Raw genomic sequence first — 19,050 nt, 5'->3', positions numbered from 1 at the left:
TGCACGCGTCAAGCGATCAACAGGTTGCACGCGAATCTGTCAGAACTGCGTGGTGACGGTCACACCGCTGAAGTCGGTGACCGCGTAGAGGCTGACGTAGCGGTAGCCGGCCGTCGGGTTGGTGACGGTGATCGACTGGGTGGTGCTGCCGGCGTTGGTCGAGGAGGCGGTGAACGCGCTCGGCGAGGCCCAGGTGCTGTTGTTGTAGTACAGCCCCACGGTGCCGGTGCCGCCGGAGGTGGTGACCTTCAGGGTGGTGGTGCCGGCCGGCAGGTAGACGTACAGGTAGTCGGTGTTGCCGGCGGTGCGGGCGCGGCCGGTGCGGGAGCAGTTCTGGCCCATCGCGTCGGTGCGCTGGTCGGTGCAGGTCGGCAGGGTGGCCGGCGGCGCGGTGACGGTGACGCCGAGCGGCGTGGTGGCGATCCGGCCGTTGCTGTCGGTGGTGGTCAGCGCGACGGTGTAGGTGCCGGCGGCCGCGTAGGAGTGGCTGGGGTTGCGCTCGTCGGAGGAGCTGCCGTCGCCGAACGTCCAGTGCCAGCCGGTGATCTGGCCGCCGCCGGTCTGCACCGAGCGGTCGGTGAGGGTCACGGTGTTGGCGCTGATGGAGGCGTTGAACAGCGAGGTGGGGCCGGTGGCGTAGCAGGCGCCGCCGTTGCAGGCGGTCAGCCAGGCGTCGAAGTCGGCGTCGTAGGAGGTGCCGACGCCGTTGTAGACGGCGTACCCGCCGGCGTAGTCACCGGTGCGGAAGCGGGCGAGCATGGTGGCGACGTCGTTCGGGTGCTTCTCCAGCATGTACCGGACGGCGAGGTAGCCCCACGGGTAGACCCGGGTGGAGTCGGAGTTGCCGTAGGTGTTCTGGAAGATGGTGGAGAGCTTGTAGGTGTGCTTGCCCGCCTCCGCCATCGCGTCGGTGTCGGTCGCGCCGCGGTAGGTGTAGGACAGGTACTCGGCGACGCCCTCGATCCACCAGATGTTGGGGACGGAGGTCTGGGTGCCGAAGTTGCCCTTCATGTCGTAGATGCCGTCGAGGTAGTGGGTGTACTCGTGGTTGAGGTTCCACACCCGCGCGGTGTCGGTGTTGTTCCACGACTTGCGGTACATCACGGTCACGGCCTGGCTGTTCGGGTCGGTGGCGTCCATGACGGTCTGCCCGCCGTTGTCCGTGGAGTTGCCGTAGATCGCCCAGGAGTACGTGGTGTAGTCGGTCTTGTTGGCGAAGATGCCGAAGGTGACCGTCTTGGCGTACTGGTTCGGGACGGGGCCGTTGTCCTTGACCACGGTGTGGAAGGCGGCGTCCTCGCCGCGCAGGCTGGCGCAGACGGCGGCCAGCTCGGCGGCCGTCAGGTCCTGCGTCTGCAGGGTGCGGTTGTCGCAGACCAGCTGGTTGGGCAGGACGGCGGCGGTCAGCTTCGCCGGCAGGTTGCAGGTGCCGTAGTACGAGCAGTTGGCGCCGTTGTAGTAGTTCGCCTGGTAGGCGGTGTGCACGTACAGCGAGCCGGTGGCGCCCAGGATCGGGGCGCCGTCCAGCACCTGCTTGACCAGCGGCTTGGCGGCCGTCTCCACGGCGCCGCCGTCGCCGGCGATCCGGGCCAGGTCGTTGCCGGCGTTGGTGACCAGCACCTCGTTGGGGCCGCCCAGCAGGTCCTTGTGGTTGGTGATGAAGGCCGCGAGCGCGGGGATCAGGCTGGTGTCAGCGCCGAGGGCGCTGACGAAGGACGGGTTCCAGTTGGCCCGCCAGAGCGGGAAGCGCAGCACCGAGTTGACCGCGCTCACCATCTTCGGGAACGCGTTGTAGGTGTTGTCGTAGCCGTTCAGCACCTGCTTGTAGACGTTCAGGTACTGGCCCTGGATGTTGGCGCTGTCGGTGAGGGTCAGCACCTCCTTGAGCACGTCGCCGTTGGCGTCGTTGACGTCCTTCCACCGGGCGCCGGCGAAGAACGCGTCCAGCCCGGCCTTGACGGCGTCGGTCAGCGTGGCGTCGTAACCGCCCACGGTGGAGGCGTTGTTGGACTGGATGTAGTAGCCGGCCCGGAGGAACAGCACCAGCTGCAGGAAGTTGCCGCTGTTGTTGCCTGCGTAGGAGGAGGCCTGCGCCTTGAAGGCGTTCGCCACGGCCAGCATCTGGGACTGCTTGAAGACGCCCGCGGTGTCCGCGCCGGTGACGTTGAACAGCGAGTTGACGCAGTCGAGGGTCGAGGCCTGGACGAAGGAGACCAGGGCGGCGCCGGTCCGGGAGGAGAAGTCCGCCGGGGTGCAGGAGGCCGCGACGGCGGCCTCGGCCGCCGCGCCGAGCTTGGCGGACGGCGCCTGCTTCGGCGCGGGCACGGCGGCGGGGGCGCCGGAGGTGGCGGCGGGCTCGCCCAGCAGGGACTGGCTGAGCAGCGCGGCCGGGATCGGGGCGCTGGGCGGGGCCAGGGCCTCGGAGAGGGTCGGGACGCCTCCCAAGCCGGCCGGCTTCGGGGCGGCGGCGGGGGCCGACGTGGAGCTTCCGGGGGTTTTGGGTGCGGCGGACGCCGCAGCCGGCAGGAGCACGGCGGTGGTGGCGCAACACGCGACGACCGCGGCCGCCAGCGAGGAGAGGGGTATGCGCAGGCGCACGGGCAAGTCCTTCTGGAGTGGGGGTGAGTGGGAGCTCACGCAGCATCAGACGGAGCACGGGGGTGTGCTGCGCAGAGCATCCTGACACCGAATCCAGCGCAGAACAATGTCACAGGTCATATGACATTGCACGGTACAGGTCATCACCCGGGCTGAGGGGGCGATCTGTCAGCTGCGCGGCAGCCGGTACTTGCCGGCCGCCCACAACCGGAAGTGCGGCGACTGCGCGATCAGCTCCCGGTACGCGTACGAGGCCGCGCCGAACAGCGCCCCGGCCAGCTCCTCGTCGACCCGCTCACGGCTCCACACCAGCACGTACCGGCACCACAGGGGAGTGCCGACCAGCGGGCGCACCACCACCCCCGGGGCCGGCCGGATGGTCGCCTGCACCACCGACACCCCCAGCCCGCAGGCGATCATCGACTGCAGGTGCTGCTGGTCGCCGAGGAACTCGTGCACCGCCACCGGGGAGAACCCGGACGCCCGGCAGGCCGCCTCGAACACCCCCGGCCAGCCCGCCCCGTCGTCCGGCGTCACGAACCAAGCGCAGTCCGCCAGGTCCGCCAGGTCCACCTCCGCCTGCCGCGCCGCCGGATGGTCGGCGGCCAGCGCCACGAAACCGGGCTCGGTGACGATCCCGCGGTGCGCCAGCGCCGCCGAGTGCCGCAGCTCCGCCCCCGGGTAGTCCGCCGCCAGGCCCACCTCGGCCTCGCCCCGCTCGATCAGCTCGACGATCCGCGTCGACGCGTACACGCTGCTCACCAGCGGTGACAGGCCGGGCACCACGGCCCGGGCCCGGGCCAGCATGCCCGGCAGGATCGGCGTGTTGGTCGAGGCCAGCCGGAAGGTCCGGCCCGCGCCGTCGCCCGCCACCGGCGACAGCTGCCCCAGCGCGTCGACCCGGGCGACCACGTCCCGTACCTGTTCGATCACCCGCGCCCCCAGCGCGGTCGGGCGGACCCCGCTGCTCCCGCGCTCGAACAGCGGACCGCCGAACTGCGCCTCCAGCCGCTTCAGCTGCCCGCTGACCGACGGCTGCGAGAAGTTCGTCGCCACCGCCGCCCGGCCCAGACTGCCGGAGTCCGCGATGACCAGGAGCATCCGCAGCAACCGAAGTTCGATGTCCAAGGCCGATCCCCCCGCCGATCCGTACGTGGCCGCCACCCTAGGAGATCCACCGGACGGCGCACGACAACGGAAACCGCCTGCCCGATCGGCGACCCGTCGGTGATCCGGTCCCGAGATGCCCGGGGGGCGGACAGATGCGAAGGTGGGAGGGACGGGTGGAGGTGAGGGGTTGCTGGACGCTGACCGGGACGAGGTCTCCGCCGCCGTGCTCGAAGCGCTGTTCGCGCAGTCACCGCAGGGGATGTTCCTCTTCGACGAAGAGCTGCGGGTGGTCCGCTACAACAGCACCGGCCGCGGCGTCCGGGGCGTCCCGCCCGACCGGATCCTCGGCCACACGGTCGCCGACTTCGCCCCCGGCTTCGCCACCGGGGAGCTCGACAAGCTCGCCCGCGAGGTGCTGCGCGACGGCGTCCGGGTGCGCGAGCTGCTGGTCCGCGGCTACGTCCCCGGCCGGCCCGAGCACGAGATGGCCGTCGCGGTGTCGATGTACCGGATCCGGCTCGACAACGGACAGGTCTTCGGCCTCGCCTCCGTCGAGGACGTCACCGAGCGGCAGGCCGCCATCCGCCGGCTCGACGTCCTGCACGCCGCCCACCGGCGGATCGGCGCCTCGCTGGACGCCCCCGGCATCGCCGCCGAGCTCGCCGCCGTCGCCGTCCCCGCACTTGCCGACGCCATCACCGTCGACCTGCTCGACGAGCCGATGCGCGGCCTGCCCGCCCGCCACGGCCCGGTCGAGGCCGACGCACCGCTGCGCCGCGCCGCGTTCCGCTCCCTCGACGGCGACACCGGACCGATAGGCCCCGGCGAGCTCAGCACCTTCCCCGTGTCCACCCCGTTCACCCGCAGCCTCGACGACGCCCGGCCCCGGCTGATCACCCACCTCGACCCGTCCGAACCGTGGCTGGACACCGACCCCGAACGGCTGCGCCCGCTGCTCGCCACCGGCATCCACACGGTGATCGTCGTCCCGCTCACCGTCCAGGACACCCTGCTCGGCGTGGTCGGCCTCTACCGCTACCGGCACCCCGAGCCGTTCGACAAGGACGACCTGCAGCTCGCCACCGAGGTCGCCGCCCGCGCCGCGCTCTCCATCGACCAGGCCCGCAGCTACGCCCGCGAGCGCAACATCGCCACCACCCTGCAGCGCCACCTGCTGCCCCGCGAGCCGCAGCGGCTCTCCGCCGTCGACGCCGCCCACCTCTACCTGCCCGGCGCGGTCGGCAGCGGCGGCGACTGGTACGACGTCATCCCGCTCTCCGGCACCCGGGTCGGCCTCGCCATCGGCGCGGTCACCGGCGACGGCATCGAGGCGGCCGCCACCATGGGCCAGCTGCGCACCGCGCTGCGCACCCTCGCCGTCCTCGACCTGACGCCCGAGGAGCTGCTGGTCCGGCTGGACGAGACCGCGCGGGTGCTCGCCGTGGAGCAGGACCGCCGCCGACGGGCCGGCGGCCGGGGCGTCGCCTCCTGCCTGTACCTGGTCTACGACCCGGTCGAGCGCACCTGCGTCGGCGCCTCGGCCGGCCACCCCGGCCCGCTGATCGTCGGGCCGGACGGGGAGCAGGTCCCGTACCCGATCGTGACGGGGGAGCCGCTCGGCCTCGGCGACGGCTGCTACGAAACCGCCACCCTCGAACTCGCCGAGGGCAGCGTGCTGGCGCTGCACACCGACGGCCTGACCTCCGCCGTCCGGGGCAGCGACCCGCTCGGGCGGCTCGCCCGGCTGCTCGCCCGCCCGGAGCGCGAACCGCGCGCCCTCGCCGACGACATCGCGTACGGCCTGCTGTCCGGACGGCAGCGCGACGACGTCCTGCTGCTGGTCGCCCGGACCCGGGCGCTGGCCGAGGACCGGGTCGCCGCCTGGAGCTTCCCCGGCGACCCGGCGGTGGTCGCCACCGCGCGGCGGCTGGTCGAGCACAAGCTCGCCGAGTGGGGGCTGGCCGAGCTGGAGTTCGCGACCGATCTGATCGTCAGCGAGTTGGTCACCAACGCGGTGCGGTACGGTGCCGCGCCGATCCGGCTGCGGATGATCCGCGACCGGGAGCTGATCTGCGAGGTCTCCGACAGCAGCAGTTCCGCCCCCCATCTGCGGCGCGCCCGCAGCACCGACGAGGGCGGACGCGGCCTGTTCATCGTCGGTCAGCTGGCCGATCGCTGGGGCACCCGCTTCTCCCGGCGGGGCAAGACCATCTGGGCCGAGCAGCCGGTCGAGCCGGCGGAGCAGGGTGAAGGGGCGGCGCTCCCCGAGTGATCCGGGCGCCGGGCGCGGGAAATGGTACGTGCGCGCTCCGACGATTTTACGAAGTGTCCGGTGCGGCCTTGTGGCCCCGGCGCGCCAGGTAACACACTGTTAACCAAATCGGCACAACATACTTTCCGAGGTTGCCTTTGCCTTGGCTTGACCCTTGTTTTACATTGACTTGACTAACCGTCAGGTCAACGGAGGGACCCCCTCGATGGATCCACTGATCGACCGTGCCCGAGCCTTCCCGCAGCGCGCGGAGGCGGGCGGCCGACACCTCACCGCACTCGCCGGGGGCCAGTCCCCGCAGGCGCTCTTCATCACCTGCTCCGACTCGCGGGTCGTCCCGGCGCTGATCACCGGCGCCGACCCCGGCGACCTCTTCGAGCTGCGCACCGCCGGGAACATCGTCCCCGAGTACCGTCCTGACGCACCGTCAGGAGAGGCCGCCACCATCGAGTATGCCGTAGAGGTCCTCGAGGTGCGCGACCTGGTCGTCTGCGGCCACTCGCACTGCGGCGCCGTCGGCGCCGTCGTCCGCGGAGACGACCTCAGCGTGGTGCCCGCCGTCCGCGACTGGCTCAGCACCGCCGCCGACCCCGGCGCCCTGCGCGCCGACGCCACCGACGTCTTCGACCCGACCGTCGCCGGTCCGGTGCAGCGCCACGTGCTCGCCCAGCTCGAACGGCTGCGCGGCTACCCCGGCATCGCCGCACGCCTGGCGGACGGTCGGCTCAGACTCCACGGCTGGTTCTACGAGATCCACACCGGCCTGGTGCTCTCGCACCGCGCCGACAGCGGCCTCTTCCTGCCGCTGTAACCCGCCGCCGTCCGCCTTCTTCTGAAAAACCGAGGACCCGATGACTCGTCGTCCCGCCCTTCGGCTTTCCGCGTACCGAACGGTACTCCGCACCGACCTCCCCTCCTCGCTGGTCGTCTTCCTGGTCGCCCTCCCGCTCTGCGTGGGCGTCTCCGTCGCCTCCGGCGCCCCCGCCGAACTCGGCCTGGTCACCGGCATCGTCGGCGGACTGGTCACCGGCCTGCTGCCCGGCAGCAGCCTGCAGGTCTCCGGCCCCGCCGCCGGACTCACCGTCCTGGTGTTCGGCGCCGTCCAGGAGCACGGCCTGGCCGCCCTCGGTGTCATCACCGCGGCTGCGGGGCTACTTCAACTGGCCATGGGGGCCTTGAAGTTGGGCCGACTGTTCAGAGCCATATCGCTGTCCGTGGTGCAGGGCATGCTGGCCGGCATCGGCCTGGTCCTGATCGCCGGACAGCTCTACGCCGCCGCCGGAGCCAAGGCCCCCGCCGAGGGGGTCGCCAAACTGCTCGGCACCCCCCGGCTGATCCTCGACACCCTGACCGGCGGCGGATCCGCCCTCGCCGCGGCCGCCGTCGGCACCGGCACCGTCGCCCTGCTCGTTCTCTGGCGCAGACTCCCCGCCCGCGTCCGGGTGATCCCCGCCCCGCTCGGCGCCGTCGGCATCGCCGTCCTCGCCACCGCCCTGCTCGACCTGCCGATCGGCCGCGTCGAGGTGGAAGGCCTGGCCGGTGTGATCCACCTGCCCGGCATGGCGGAGATCGGCGCGCTCGGCAGCACCGCGATGCTCGGCACCGTGCTCGCGTTCGCCCTGATCGCCTCCGCCGAGAGCCTGTTCAGCGCTGCCGCCGTCGACCGCCTGCACGACGGCCCGCGCACCGACTACGACCGGGAACTGCTCGCCCAGGGCGTCGGCAACACCGTCTGCGGTGTGCTCGGCGCCCTGCCGATGACCGCCGTCATCGTCCGCAGCGCCGCCAACGTCCAGGCCGGGGCCAGGACCAAGGCCTCCCGCGTGCTGCACGGCCTGTGGCTGCTGCTCTTCGTGGTCCTGCTGCCCGACGCGCTCGGCGCCATCCCGCTCGCCGCGCTGGCCGGCGTGCTGATCCACGCCGGTGCCAAGCTGGTGCCCGTCAAGGAGTTGGTGCCGCTCTGGCGCGCCCAGCGCGGCGAGGCCGTCATCCTGGCCGCCACCGCCGTCGGCATCGTCGTCACCAACCTGCTCGAAGGCGTGCTGCTCGGACTGCTGCTCGCCGTCCTGAAGTCCGCCTGGGACACCTCGCAGCTCCAGGTCACCGTCGGCGAACGCCCCGACGGCTCCATGCTGGTCCGGCTCACCGGCACCGCCACCTTCCTGCGGCTGCCCAGGCTGCTGGAGACGCTGGAACAGCTGCCCGCCGACCGGTGCGTCTGCCTCGACCTGACCGGCGTGCGCTACCTCGACCGGGCCTGCCGCAGCGCGCTGCAGACCTGGCAGGAGCGCCACGACCGGGGCAGCGAGGTGGAGTTGCTCGGCGTGCCGTCCCTGGCGGCGGTCTAGCCGGGGCCGTGGTTCGTGGTTCCGGGGCCCGTGGTCGCGTCGTGCGGCTGCGGGTCCTTCCGGCGTTGCGGCGGACCGCAGGTCAGAGGTCCGACTCGTCGATCCACTCCAGGGTGGCGACCAGGTTCGGGGACTTGTCGGCCTCGGCAGCGACCAGCAGGGCGAAGTCCCGGCAGTCGGCCACCGTCTGCTCCCACGGGAGCCGGCGGTCGACCTCCCAGCTCAGATCGGGGCCCTTGGTCCAGTACCGGTGGCCGTTCGGGTCCGCGCGCCAGAACTGGACGCAGAGGATCGCCTGCCGGTGAGCGGCGAACTCCGCAACGACCTCGGCGAGGTCGGCGGTCGGCCAGGTGAGTTCACTCGGGCTCCGCAGGAGCTCAGCGGCCCGTGCGGGGAGCACCGCCTGCCGGGCACCGAGGTCGGTGAGGGCCTGGCGCAGGGCCACACCCTCGCTGCAGGAGGGGTCGTCGCCGCTCTGCCGGAACCGATCGAAGGCGCTTCGAACGGCGGGTGCCGCGCGGATGACGCCGAGCGAGGCCAGCGCCTCGGCCGACCAACTGCGCACCACGTCGCTCTCGCTCCCCAGCAGGGCGATCAGCACATCGGCCGGGCGCGGGTCGTCGAACGCGTTGAACACCTCGATCGCGCACAGCTGCCCGAACGGCGCGAGGTGGGGCGTTGCCGCGATGACCGCGTCCAGCACGGCCGGTCCCCGGGCGATCAGGGCGTGCTGGGCGTCCTCGGCGGTCTCGGTGCTGTCCGAGTCGAGCTCGGCGACGAGGCTGGCGAGGGTGCTGTCCATGGGCAAGCAGTCTTGCCGGGGCCGGCCGGGCGGCGCGAGGGGATTTCCACGAGGTGCGCAGAACCGGTGACGGCCGGCACCGGGGCGGCTGTAACGTAGCGTGTCCCGCGGATCGACAGAGGGTGGGGGTGGGGCTGCGTGGCGGGGGGTGCGGCGAAGCCCGGGTCCGTCTTCGTCGGGGTGATCGAGGCCGTCGCGGAGGACGTGCTGGCGGTCGGGGCGGGCGGGTACAGCTACGCGGTCGACTACGACCGGGCGGGGATCGGCGCTCCGCTGTGCCCGCGGCAGGTCGTGCGGTTCGTGCTGACGGGCGACCGGACCGGGCGGCTGCTGCCGCTGCCGGACCGGGCCGCGTGGCAAGCGTTCGCGGATGCGCTGCCCCCCGACCGGTCGGTGGCGGGGAGCGTCGTGGGCATGCACCGCGGTCACCTGCTGGTGCAGGTCGGGCCGCTGTACGGCCGGCTGCCCGCGTCGGCCGGGGCCCGAACGTCCGTGCTGAGCAGCCGGGTTCCGGTCGTGGTCGGGCGCCTGGACGGCGCGACCGGGTTGGTGGAACTCGCCCTCGCTGCCCGGGCCGACCTCGTGGAGATGGCCCTGCGGCAGGAACTCGCCGACTCCCTCGCCGAGCGGGAACGGCTGTCCGCGGAGGTCGTGCGGCTTGAGAGCCCACCCAACGGCGGCGAGTACCGGGCGGCCACCCTGAAGGAGGCGCGGGTGAGGCTGCGCTACGCCGAGACCGCGACCGCGCTGGCGCAGCAGGCGATCGACCAGTACCTGGGCGGCAGGGCCCGGGGGGCCCCCGCGGAGCCCGGGCGGCCGTCGGCTGTGGCGGGCGCGGTGGCTGCGGGGGGCGCGGATGCCGGGGGTGGTGGCGCCGGGGGTGGCGGTGCGGGCTCGGGGGGCGGCGGGCCGTACGAGCCGGAGGACTACGCGGCGGCGGCCGGGCTGATCAGCATGGGGTTGGCGGAGATGTTCCTGCTGGTCGGGCCGCCGCCGACGCAGTCATGGGGACGGACACCGGACGGGCCGGGAGGCCTCGGAGGCAGTAGTGACGACAGCCCGGTCGGGGCCGGACAGGGAGGGGCGGGCCGTGGCTGAGCCGGAGGGCGAGGTCATGCTCGGCTCGGTGGAGCTGGAGCTGGCGCACAAGATCGCGCGGGAGTGGGCCGACGTCCCGGCGAGCCACCTCGCGGCGGCGTTCGCCGCGATGGAGCCGCAGTTGCAGCGCACCCACGAGTACCGGATGCGCCAGGCCGACCACGAGCACAAGCAGCGGCTGCTGGAGCTGAAGGATGCCGACCGGCAGTACGAGCTGGAGCTCGCCAGGTCGCGGGAGCGGCTCGACCGGACGGAGAAGGCCCACCGGCAGCACCTGGTCGGGGTCGCGGCGGGTGCGGCGGTGAGCCTGTCGTGCATCGGCGGGGCGATCTGGTTCGGGGCGGCGGGCCACTACTGGCCGATGGCGATCCTGGTCGGGCCGGTGCTGATCGCGCTGACAAAGATGTTCGTGCTGCGACGGAGCGAGCCAGGCGACGTGGGGACGATCGCGTCGGCGGTGAACCGGCTGGTCGGGCGGGCGCCGGTGCAGGCCGACCCCGGCGCGGGCGGGACGACGGGTGCGGTGTAGCGCGCCGGATCGATCAAATTCCCTTTCTTGAGCGGAAGCTGACGAAGCGTCATAGCCGCGACATGGCGGGCGCGCGTGCGGCGGCGGGGTTCGGCGTCGCAGCGGGTGCCGGCGGCGTGGGAGGAGGTGGCGCGGCGGCGGACGGTGGGCCGATCGGCGGGTAGGTCGAAGTGCGAGTGGGGTTGAGTCGCCCTCGTTCGGCTCGGACCGCTCGGCCTCCGGCCCGTCCGGTCTCGGGCGGCGCGGAGGGGGTGACGCGGGCGGAGCGGGCGGACTGGTGCGTCTGCCGTCCTCCGGGTCCTTGCCGTCGGTGCGGGGCTGCTCCGACATGGTGGTCCCCTCGCTTCAACGGTCGTCGGTGTGCTGCACGGGCCGGCGGGCGGCGGGATCGGTGACGGGATGTCACCGGGGTTGTGGGCCATGGGGAGGACAGTGGGCACGAGGTGGGCGGGGATGGGCGCGTTGTGTGGGGGAGGAGGGGATGGGTCGGGGACGATCGAGGTGCGGCGGGCGCGCGGCGGGTGCGCCGGAGCGGGTGGCAGGAGTAGCGGATGGCGATCGGGCGGCGGGGGTTCCTGGGGGCGCTGGGTGCGGGTGGGGCGCTGGCACTGGCCGGGGGCCGGGAGGCGGTGGCGTACGGGGGCGTGCCGCGGCCCGGGGTGGAGGCGTGGCCCGGGCGGGGCCGCCGGGCGGCGGTGCCGCCGGACTGGGCGGCGCTGCGGCAGCGGCTGGGGGAGCGGTTGGTGATGCCGGGCGACCCGGACTACCCGGTGCAGCGGCTCGGGTTCAACGAGCTGCACGACGACCAGTACCCGGCGGCGGTGGCGCGGTGCGCCTCGGCCGGGGACGTCCAGGCGTGCCTGGAGGTGGCCCGCGGGCACGGGATCCCGATCGCGGCGCGCAGCGGCGGGCACAACTACCTCGGGTACAGCGTGCCGGACGGCGGTCTGGTGATGGACCTGCGGCTGATGGCCGACATCGAGGTGCGGCCGGACGGCACGGCGGTGGTGGGCGCCGGGGCACGGCTGATCGAGGTGTACGCGGCACTGGCGGCGGCCGGGCGGCTGATGCCGGCGGGGTCGTGCCCGACGGTGGGCGTGAGCGGGCTGACACTGGGCGGCGGGATCGGGGTGCTCGCCCGGAAGTACGGGCTGACCTGCGACCGGGTGGCCGGGGCGCGGGTGGTGACGGCGGACGCGTGCCTGCGGGACGCGTGCGAGAGCAGCGAGCCGGACCTGTACTGGGCGCTGCGCGGCGGGGGCGGCGGCAACTTCGGCGTGGTCACCGAGTTCGAGTTCCGGACCGAGCCGGCGCCGGTGCTCACCGTCGCGTCGCTCACCTTCCCGCGCGGCTCGGTCGCGGACGTGCTCGGCGCGTGGCAGCCGTGGGTGGCGATGGCGCCGTTCGAGATGTGGGCGAGCTGCCAGGTGTCGGGAGGCACGCCGCCGGGCGCGAAGGTGGTCGCCTGCTGGGTGGGCGACAAGACGGGCGCCGACGCGCAGCTGGACCGGCTGGTCGCGGCGGCCGGAGTGCAGCCGGCCACCCGCAGCGTACGGGAGCTGGACTACCTGAACGCCATGAAGTACATGGCCGGGTGCTTCACCGACACCGTCGAGCAGTGCCACCCGGTCTGGGAGGGCGGGGTGCTGCAGCGGACGGGCTTCGTCGCCGGATCGCAGATGATCGGCCGGCCGCTGGACGCCGCGGGCGTGGACGCGCTGGCGACCGGGCGCCCCGGAGTGGACCTGCTGTTCGACTCGCTCGGCGGCGCGGTCGCCGAGCTCGCACCGGACGCGACCGCGTTCCCGCACCGGACGGCCTCGGCGAGCGTGCAGATCTACATCGGCACGACGGCGGCCGGGGAGGAGACCGCGACGGAGACGGTCGACGCGGTCCGCGAGGGACTGGTGCGGCTCGGCACCTCCGGCGCGTACGTGAACTACCTGGACGCCGACCAGCCGGACTGGGGACGCGAGTACTACGGCCTGAACCTGCCGCGCCTCAAGCACGTCGCCCGGCAGTACGACCCCGACGGCGTCTTCGCCTTCCCGCGGTCGGTCGCCTCCGCGTGAGGCCGACGAGGGAAAATCCGCTGGCATGACGGGCGTTCGGGCGGCGACACTGCACCGGTGAGCGCTCCGACGTCGTCGCCCAGAGCGCTCCCCGTGCCGGTCCAGGATCCCCGGGCGTGGGGAGTGGCGCTCGACTTCGCGGACATGCGAGCGCTGGTGGCCGACCTGGTGATGCCGAGCGGCGCGTCGATGTACGTCATGAGCGGGCTGGAGACCGCCCGAGAACTCCTCAGGTACTCCTTCTACCGGTACGAGTTCGCGACGGTCGCCGTCACACATTCCCTGGTCGCGCTGGAGCAGGTGCTCGCCGAGCGCCTGGCCGTCGACGCACCGCTGCAGGACCTCATCGGGCGGGCCGCCGCCGCGGGACTCCTCCCGGGCGACCTGGCTGCCGAGCTCGACCGCGGCCGACTCCTGCGGGACAGGGTCGCGCGGGGCGCCGCGACCAGCGGTGCTCTCCGTCCGGAGGGCGCCGTCGTCAGGGTGCGGGCCGTCTTCGACGCCGTCGCGCTGCTCCTGCGGCCGCTGCCGGCGGCCGCCGACGGGGGCGGAGCCCGAGCTGGTGATCGGCTCGCGGTGCTGTGGGAGGAACACCTGCGGGCGCCGTTCCCCGAGAGCTTCCGCGGTACGGACATCGACGGGGTGGACCTGATCCTGCTGGACGCCGACGTCGCGGGACTCGTCCGGCGCGAGCTCGGCGGAGGGCTCGACGGCGACGGCGTCGCCGTCCTCTGGGCGTGCATCGCGCACCTGGAGAGGATCGTGCCGCTGATCGACGAGGAGTACTGCGCCTCCTACTGCGCGAGGCTTCGCACGGCGGCCTGCCTCGCGGCAAGGCGCCACCTCCCCGCCGCGAGTTGATCCCGGACGTTGCGCTCAACGGCCCGGATCGTGCCGGACGTAGTCCAGGTGCGCCGTGCCGGTCTCGATGCGGTTCCCGTCGAGACCGTCCCGGGCGGGGCGTGGGCGCGAACCGGGTACGGTGCGTGGGGAGGGGACGAGGTGTTCCCTTCGAGTGGCGAAGGGTCCGCACCGTGGTTGAGTCGAGCAGCGCCGGCGGCGTCGAGTTCCTGGTCATCGGTGAGTGCGTCGCCGACGTGGTGCGCGCGCCGAGGGAGGCGGACCGGCCGCATGCGGGCGGGAGCCCGGCGAACGTGGCGTTCGGGCTGGCACGGCTCGGGCGGCGGGTGGCGCTGCTGACGCAGGTGGGGGAGGACGCGATGGGGGCGCTGATCGGGGCGCACCTGCGCGGGGCCGGGGTCGAGGTGCTGACGGACGGTCAGGCGGTGGACACACCGGTGGCGGTGGTCACGGTCGACGGGCACGGCAAGGCGTCGTACGCGTTCGCGATCGGCTGGAGCCTGCGCCGGCCGGCTGTGCTGCCGGGCGCGCCGCGGGTGCACCTGGGGTCGATCGCCGCGGTCGTGGAGCCGGGCGGGGCGGTGGCGCGCGGGTTGCTGCGGGAGCTGCGGGCGGCGGGGGCGAGCGTGTCGTACGACCCGAACGTGCGGCCCGCGCTGTTCGGGGAGCGGGCGGCCGGGGTGGCCGCGGTGGAGGAGTGCGTGGCGCTGAGCGACGTGGTGAAGGCCAGCGACGAGGACCTGGAGTGGCTGTACCCGGGCGTCCCGGTGCGGGAGAGCGCGGCCCGGTGGCTGGCGTCGGGTCCGCGCACGGTGATCGTGACCCGGGGCGCGGAGGGGGCGTTCGCGCTGACCGCGGAGGGCGAGGTCCGGGCGGCGGCCGTGCCGGCCGAGGTGGTGGACACGGTCGGCGCCGGGGACTCGTTCATGGCGGCGGTGCTGGACGCGCTGGCGGACGGCGCGGACGTGGGAACGGCGATGGCGGCGGCCTCCGAGGCCGCCGCCGTCACCGTCTCCAGGGCCGGCGCCAACCCGCCGACCGCGGAGGAACTCGCGGCCCGTCGCTGAGCGGCGGGCCGCCGCGTCAGTGCGCGGCGAGCAGGTCGAGGGTGTCGACCACGCGGTTGGAGAAGCCCCACTCGTTGTCGTACCAGGCGACGACCTTGACGTGCTTGCCGTCGACCCGGGTGAGCTCGGAGTCGAAGATCGAGGAGTGCGGGTTGCCGGTGATGTCCGCGGAGACCAGCGGGTCGTCGGAGTACTCCAGGACGCCGGCCAGCGGGCCCTCGGCGGCGGCGCGGTAGGCGGCCAGGATCTCCTCGCGGGTGACCTCGCGGGAGACCGTGGTGTTCAGCTCGACGATCGAGCCGACCGGCACGGGCACGCGGATCGAGTCGCCGGAGAGCTTGCCGTCCAGGTTCGGCAGGACCAGGCCGATCGCCTTCGCGGCGCCGGTGGTGGTCGGCACGATGTTCACGCCGGCGGCGCGGGCACGGCGCGGGTCGCGGTGCGGGCCGTCCTGGAGGTTCTGCTCCTGGGTGTAGGCGTGCACGGTGGTCATGAAGCCGTGCTCGATGCCGGCCAGCTGGTCGAGGACCGCGGCCAGCGGGGCGAGCGCGTTGGTGGTGCAGGAGGCGTTGGAGACGACGGTGTGCACCTCCGGGTCGTACGCGTCGGTGTTCACGCCGTAGGCGAGCGTCACGTCGGCGCCGTCGGACGGCGCGCTGACCAGGACCTTCTTCGCACCGGCGTCGAGGTGGGCGCGGGCGGCGGACGCGGCGGTGAACCGGCCGGTCGCCTCCAGCACGATGTCCACACCGAGCTCGGCCCACGGCAGGTTGGCCGGGTCGCGCTCGGCCAGCACCTTGATCCGGCGGCCGTCGACCACCAGGGTGTCGCCCTCGACCTCCACCGGGCGGCCCAGGCGGCCGGAGGTGGTGTCGTACTTCAGCAGACGGGCGAGCGCCTTGGGCTCGGTGAGGTCGTTGACCGCGACGATCTCCAGCTTGCTGTCGCGCTCGATGAGGGCCCGCACGACGTTGCGTCCGATGCGACCGAATCCGTTGACGGCGATGCGAGTCATGGGTGGTGTCTCCCGTTTCCGTTCCTTTGCGTTGCCACCAGCCTCGCTCGTCGGAGGCGTCCGTGGCATGGGCGGGAGTGCCACGGTTCGAAAGGATCTCGCCAGATCGGTCGGGGGCGACCGGACGACTCCGGAGACCCCCGACCGCAGGTGAGCTACCGGTGGGCGGAGAGCTGGGTCAGGGCGAGGTCGAGCGCGTCCGCGAAGAAGTCCGCGGCCGCGGCGTCGATGCACAGCGGCGGCTTGATCTTCAGGATGTTCAGGTGGTCGCCGGTCGGCTGGACGACCACGCCGAGGTCGAGCATCCGGTCGCAGAGCTCGGCGGTCTCCTCGGTCGCGGGCTCCAGGGTGGTGCGGTCGCGGACCAGTTCGAGGCCGAGGTAGAGCCCCGAGCCGTGCACCGCGCCGACGATCCCGTGCCGGTCGCCGAGGGCGGTGAGGCGTTCCTTGAGCTGCCCGCCCGTGCGCACCGCGTTGTCCTGCAGGTCCTCGTCGCGCAGGGCGTCGAGGACGGTCAGGCCGGCGACGCTGGAGACCGGGCTGCCGCCGGTGGAGGAGAAGAAGTACCCCTGGTCGCGGTAGCGCTCGGCGACGGCCCGGGAGGTGATCACCGCGCCGAGCGGGTGGCCGTTGCCCATGGCCTTGGCCACGCAGACGATGTCGGGGACGACGCCCTGTTCCTCGAAGCCCCAGAACCACTCGCCGAGCCGCCCGTACCCGACCTGGATCTCGTCCGCGACGGCCAGGCCGCCGTGCCGGCGCACGGCGGCGTACAGCTGCTCCAGGTACCCGGCGGGCAGCGGCACGCCGCCCGCGTTCCCGTAGTAGCTCTCGCTGACGAAGGCGCCCGGCGGCCGGCCGGATGCTGCCAGCTCCTCGACCAGCCGCACCGCCTCCGGCGCGTAGCGGGCCGCCTCCTCGCCCCGGTGGCGACCGCGGTAGGAGTTCGGCGAGTCCACGGTGTGCACCCAACTCGGGCGGGTGGAGAGCGCGTTGGGATTGTCCTGGAGCGAGGTGGAGACGGCGTCGGAGGCGTACGTCCAGCCGTGGTACGCCTCGCGTAGGGCGACCACGTCGTGCTGCCCGGTCGCGCCGATCGCCAGGCGGATGCCCAGGTCCACCGCCTCGGAGCCCGAGTTGACCAGGAAGACGGTGTCCAGCGGGTCCGGCAGCAGCGCGGCCAGCCGCTCGGTGAACTCCACCACCGAGCCGTAGTGGAAACGGGAGTTGGTGTTCAGCCGGCGCAACTGCCGGGTCACCGCGCGCTCGACGCCCGGGTGGGCGTGGCCGAGCGGCGTGACGTTGTTGACGATGTCGAGGTACGAGCGGCCCTCGGTCGACACCAGGTGGTGGCGCCAACCGCGTTCGATCCGCGGCGGCTCGGCGTAGTAGTGCCCCTGGACGGTGGCGAAGGAGGCGCGGCGCCGGGCCAGCAGGTCCGGACGGCCGTCGGAGTCGGGGGCGGCGTCGGAGGCGGGCAGGCCGATCAGCGGGGACGGGTCGGCGGTGAGGGCCAGCCAGCCGGCCGCGTACTCCGGGCGGACCAGCGCGGGGACGGCCGGTGCTCCGGCGGCCCGCAGCGCGATGCGCAGCCGGCTCCCGGCGGGCAGGGTGGCGACCGGGTCGCCCGGGTGCAGTGCGGTGCCGGCGGCGGGGTGCGGGGAGACCGCGGCGGGGAGGGCGATCTCCAGCACCAGGGCGTCGCAGCGGAGTTCCGCGCGGCCCGGCGCCGAGACCAGCAGCTCACCGGCGCAGGGGGCGTGGAGCTCGACGGCGGGCCCGGTCCACAGGTCGATGCCGGTGGCCACGGTGGCGGGGGAGGAGAGGGAGAGCGCCGGGGCGGCGGTGAGCCGGGCCTCCGCGTACCGGGTGGCCACGGCGGTGGCGCCGCCGGAGAGCGCGGCGGCGGCGAGCCGGTCCTCGGTACCGGGCTCCAGCCAGGCGCCGCGGTCCATGGCCTCGGACTCGGCCGACAGGTCGAGCAGGTCGACGCCTGCGGGATCGAGACCGGCCAGCAGCGGGTGGTGGGCGGCGAGGTGCGGGGCCCGCGCACGGGTGTCGACGGCGCGGGTGCCGGTGGCGGGAGGGTCGGCCGGACCGGGGACGCAGGGGACCGCGAGGGCGTCGGGGATGTCGGCGGCGGAGGGGTCGTGGCTGCTGCGGGCGCTCGGGACCGCCGCTGCGGCCGGTGCGGGCGCGTCCAGGCCGAGGGCGTCGAGGACCAGTGCGGTCATGACGGCGGAGGGCACGGCGGTGGCCTGCTCGAAGATCCGCCACTCGCGCTCCAGCGCGGCCCGGACGTACGCGTTGTCGGCGTCCACGGCGGCCTGGTGGCGGCCACTGGCGACCAGCCCGGCGGCGCGCAGCACGGTCAGCGGCCACACGGCGGCGGCCTCGGCGGCGGAGAGCGGGCGGACCCGGTGGAAGGCGCGCACCGCGGGCAGGACGTGGTGCGGCTCCATGCCGCTGTGGTGCAGCATCGAGGAGAGGCAGACGGCCAGCTCGGAGACCGCCCAGCTGGTGGTCAGATCGCCGAAGTCGATGACGCCGTCGGGCAGCGGCAGCGGGCTGCCGGGGTCGCGGACCAGGTTGTCGTCGGTCAGGTCCAGGTGGACGGCCTGCACCGGGAGCCGGTCGGCGAGCTCGGAGACCTCGGCCCAGGCGGTGCCGGTGGCGGTCAGGACGGCCGCGCGGCGCTCGGGCTCCGTGACGTGCTCCAGGAGCCGGGCGACCACCTGGTCCGTGTAGCGCAGGTCCCACTGGAGGACGCGGTCCAGGCCGGGGTGGCGGAAGTCGCGCAGCGCAGCGCCGACCCGGCCGGCGATCCGGCCCATCGCGGCGACCGTCCCGGGGGAGAGGTGGCGGGGGCCGGAGAGCGCGCCGCCGGGCAGGAAGCGCAGCAGGCGGGCGGTGACCGGGCCGTCCCCGGTGTCGACGACGACGCTGCGGCGCGTTCCGTCGGGGCCGCGCAGGACGGTGGCCACCCGGAGGTCCGGGTGGGCGGCGGCGAGCAGGTCGGCCGCGCTGTCCTGGGCGTCGATCTCGGTCGCGGTGAACGCGGGGTTGGCGACCTTGAGGACGGCGACGGGTGTGCCGTCCGCCCCGCGCAGCAGGAAGTTGGCGTCCTGCTGGCTGCCCAGCTCCTCGGCGTGGATCCGCAGCCCGAAGTGCTCGGCGGTCAGGTCGCGCGCCCGCTCCGGGCTGATCCGGGGTGCGGGGAGGGCGCCGTGGGCGAAGAAGTCGAGGGTGGTGGGCTGGCTGTGGTACATGCCGGGATC

13 protein-coding genes are annotated in these 19,050 nt (G+C 73.7%); 8 read left to right on the top strand and 5 right to left on the bottom strand.

What is annotated here, in order from left to right:
- Positions 1 to 39: 39 nt before the first annotated feature.
- Positions 40 to 2,598: a collagenase gene (locus ABEB06_RS06745; protein WP_345695872.1), complete on the bottom strand. Its 2,559-nt coding sequence runs from the start codon at positions 2,596 to 2,598 to the stop codon at positions 40 to 42.
- Between the two features lie 168 nt (positions 2,599 to 2,766).
- A complete protein-coding gene (locus ABEB06_RS06740) occupies positions 2,767 to 3,726 on the bottom strand; it encodes a LysR family transcriptional regulator (RefSeq protein WP_345695871.1) in 960 nt (319 codons plus the stop codon).
- A gap of 169 nt (positions 3,727 to 3,895) precedes the next feature.
- On the opposite strand from ABEB06_RS06740, the gene ABEB06_RS06735 reads away from it, so the two are divergent.
- From ABEB06_RS06735 to ABEB06_RS06725, 3 genes are all read left to right on the top strand, one after another.
- Positions 3,896 to 5,980 carry a SpoIIE family protein phosphatase gene (locus ABEB06_RS06735; protein WP_345695870.1) on the top strand — a complete coding sequence of 695 codons (2,085 nt, stop codon included), beginning with the start codon at positions 3,896 to 3,898 and terminating at the stop codon, positions 5,978 to 5,980.
- A 205-nt stretch (positions 5,981 to 6,185) separates the two neighbouring features.
- The gene (locus tag ABEB06_RS06730; RefSeq protein WP_345695869.1) at positions 6,186 to 6,791 is read left to right on the top strand and encodes a carbonic anhydrase; all 606 of its coding nucleotides are present in this window, start codon (positions 6,186 to 6,188) and stop codon (positions 6,789 to 6,791) included.
- A gap of 40 nt (positions 6,792 to 6,831) precedes the next feature.
- Positions 6,832 to 8,328, top strand: coding sequence for a SulP family inorganic anion transporter (locus ABEB06_RS06725; protein ID WP_345695868.1), 1,497 nt, complete (start codon positions 6,832 to 6,834; stop codon positions 8,326 to 8,328).
- Positions 8,329 to 8,410: 82 nt separating this feature from the next.
- Here ABEB06_RS06725 and ABEB06_RS06720 read toward each other — a convergent pair whose 3' ends face one another.
- Entirely contained in the window at positions 8,411 to 9,130 is a 720-nt protein-coding gene (locus ABEB06_RS06720; RefSeq protein WP_345695867.1) for a HEAT repeat domain-containing protein, read from the bottom strand.
- A 138-nt stretch (positions 9,131 to 9,268) separates the two neighbouring features.
- Here ABEB06_RS06720 and ABEB06_RS06715 point away from each other — a divergent pair, with 138 nt between their 5' ends.
- From ABEB06_RS06715 to ABEB06_RS06695, 5 genes are all read left to right on the top strand, one after another.
- Positions 9,269 to 10,228, top strand: coding sequence for a hypothetical protein (locus ABEB06_RS06715; protein WP_345695866.1), 960 nt, complete (start codon positions 9,269 to 9,271; stop codon positions 10,226 to 10,228).
- Positions 10,221 to 10,757, top strand: coding sequence for a hypothetical protein (locus tag ABEB06_RS06710; protein WP_345695865.1), 537 nt, complete (start codon positions 10,221 to 10,223; stop codon positions 10,755 to 10,757). The genes ABEB06_RS06715 and ABEB06_RS06710 overlap by 8 nt, the downstream gene beginning before the upstream one ends.
- Positions 10,758 to 11,308: 551 nt before the next feature.
- Positions 11,309 to 12,829 carry an FAD-binding oxidoreductase gene (locus ABEB06_RS06705; RefSeq protein ID WP_345695864.1) on the top strand — a complete coding sequence of 507 codons (1,521 nt, stop codon included), beginning with the start codon at positions 11,309 to 11,311 and terminating at the stop codon, positions 12,827 to 12,829.
- Positions 12,830 to 12,973: 144 nt separating this feature from the next.
- Positions 12,974 to 13,690: a hypothetical protein gene (locus ABEB06_RS06700; RefSeq protein ID WP_345695863.1), complete on the top strand. Its 717-nt coding sequence runs from the start codon at positions 12,974 to 12,976 to the stop codon at positions 13,688 to 13,690.
- 173 nt (positions 13,691 to 13,863) lie between these two features.
- Positions 13,864 to 14,757, top strand: coding sequence for a carbohydrate kinase family protein (locus ABEB06_RS06695; RefSeq protein ID WP_345695862.1), 894 nt, complete (start codon positions 13,864 to 13,866; stop codon positions 14,755 to 14,757).
- 16 nt (positions 14,758 to 14,773) lie between these two features.
- On the opposite strand, the gene gap is transcribed toward ABEB06_RS06695, so the two are convergent.
- Positions 14,774 to 15,772, bottom strand: a complete 999-nt coding sequence (gene gap / locus ABEB06_RS06690; RefSeq protein WP_345695861.1) for a type I glyceraldehyde-3-phosphate dehydrogenase — start codon at positions 15,770 to 15,772, stop codon at positions 14,774 to 14,776.
- Between the two features lie 155 nt (positions 15,773 to 15,927).
- Positions 15,928 to 19,041: an aminotransferase family protein gene (locus ABEB06_RS06685; protein ID WP_345695860.1), complete on the bottom strand. Its 3,114-nt coding sequence runs from the start codon at positions 19,039 to 19,041 to the stop codon at positions 15,928 to 15,930.
- Between the last annotated feature and the right edge of the window lie 9 nt (positions 19,042 to 19,050).

Source organism: Kitasatospora terrestris (genome assembly GCF_039542905.1).
GTDB classification, from domain to species: Bacteria; Actinomycetota; Actinomycetes; order Streptomycetales; family Streptomycetaceae; genus Kitasatospora; species Kitasatospora terrestris.
This window is presented reverse-complemented; position numbering and strand designations above follow the sequence as displayed.

Excerpts from the sequence above, each read along its gene's own strand:
- ABEB06_RS06725 (WP_345695868.1), top strand. The coding sequence starts at position 6,832 with ATGACTCGTCGTCCCGCCCTTCGGCTTTCCGCGTACCGAACGGTACTC.
- ABEB06_RS06700 (WP_345695863.1), top strand. The coding sequence starts at position 12,974 with ATGCGAGCGCTGGTGGCCGACCTGGTGATGCCGAGCGGCGCGTCGATG.
- ABEB06_RS06685 (WP_345695860.1), bottom strand. The coding sequence starts at position 19,041 with ATGTACCACAGCCAGCCCACCACCCTCGACTTCTTCGCCCACGGCGCC.
- gap (WP_345695861.1), bottom strand. The coding sequence starts at position 15,772 with ATGACTCGCATCGCCGTCAACGGATTCGGTCGCATCGGACGCAACGTC.
- ABEB06_RS06730 (WP_345695869.1), top strand. The coding sequence starts at position 6,186 with ATGGATCCACTGATCGACCGTGCCCGAGCCTTCCCGCAGCGCGCGGAG.
- ABEB06_RS06705 (WP_345695864.1), top strand. The coding sequence starts at position 11,309 with ATGGCGATCGGGCGGCGGGGGTTCCTGGGGGCGCTGGGTGCGGGTGGG.
- ABEB06_RS06720 (WP_345695867.1), bottom strand. The coding sequence starts at position 9,130 with ATGGACAGCACCCTCGCCAGCCTCGTCGCCGAGCTCGACTCGGACAGC.